At 56.9% G+C, this 912-nt stretch carries 1 protein-coding gene; it reads right to left on the reverse strand.

Annotation, left to right across the window (positions count from 1 at the left end; all coding sequences use genetic code 11):
- The coding region (locus G5358_RS21385; protein WP_421324915.1) for a peptide MFS transporter at positions 1 to 881 on the reverse strand (881 nt) is incomplete at its 3' end.
- Between the last annotated feature and the right edge of the window lie 31 nt (positions 882 to 912).

Here is a 912-nt window from a genome sequence, read left to right on the forward strand (position 1 = left end):
ATGAAGAAGGGGTTCAGGGACTGGAACCAGGCGGTCGGCACTTCGAAGCTGCCGATCATGCGGTCGGTATACTCCTGGGTGTAGAGGTTCATCAGACCACCGGCCTGCTCGAAGCCGGCCCAGAAGATGATGGTGAACAGACCCAGTACCAGAATAACCTTGATGCGATCCACTTCCTGCTTGGTCAGCGGTGCTTTCTGCTCGGTAGTACGCAGGGCGGCTGCGCGCTGGGCGGCAGTGACGCGACCGATGTCACCCAGGAAACGCTGGGCCATGGTGGCCTGGATCACCAGAGAGAGCAGCATACCGATACCGGCGCCGACGAAAGCAGCTTGCCAGCCGTAGGCCGTAGCGGCAGCACCACAGATCACACCTGCCAGCAGGGAACCTAGGTTGATACCCATGTAGAAGATGGTGAAAGCACCATCACGGCGATGATCGCCCTCTTCATAGAGGTCACCCACCATGGTGGAGATGTTCGGTTTGAACAGGCCGTTACCCACGATCAGCAGCGCGAGGCCCGCGTAGAACATGGTGTTGACCATATCCGGGAACATGGCGTGGGGCAGTGCCAGAGTGAACTGACCTGCGGCCATCAGCACGGCACCGATCAGGATGGCGCGACGTTGACCCAGGAAGGTGTCAGCCAGCCAGCCGCCGATCAGCGGAGTGATATAAACCAGACCGGTATAGATACCGTAGAGTTTGAGGGCATCTGCCTGACTCCAGCCCAGACCGCCGTTGGCAGTCAGGTCGGTCAGATAGAGCACCAGTACGGCACGCATGCCGTAATAGGAGAATCTCTCCCACAGTTCGGTACTAAAGAGCAAAAAAAGCCCTTTAGGGTGACCTAAAAAGGTCCCTTTTGACGGGTTATTCATTGGAACTTCCACCTGTGTCTTATATTTTTTT

This window comes from Aeromonas sp. 604176, assembly GCF_049170755.1.
In the GTDB taxonomy this organism is placed as follows: Bacteria; Pseudomonadota; Gammaproteobacteria; order Enterobacterales; family Aeromonadaceae; genus Aeromonas; species Aeromonas veronii_A.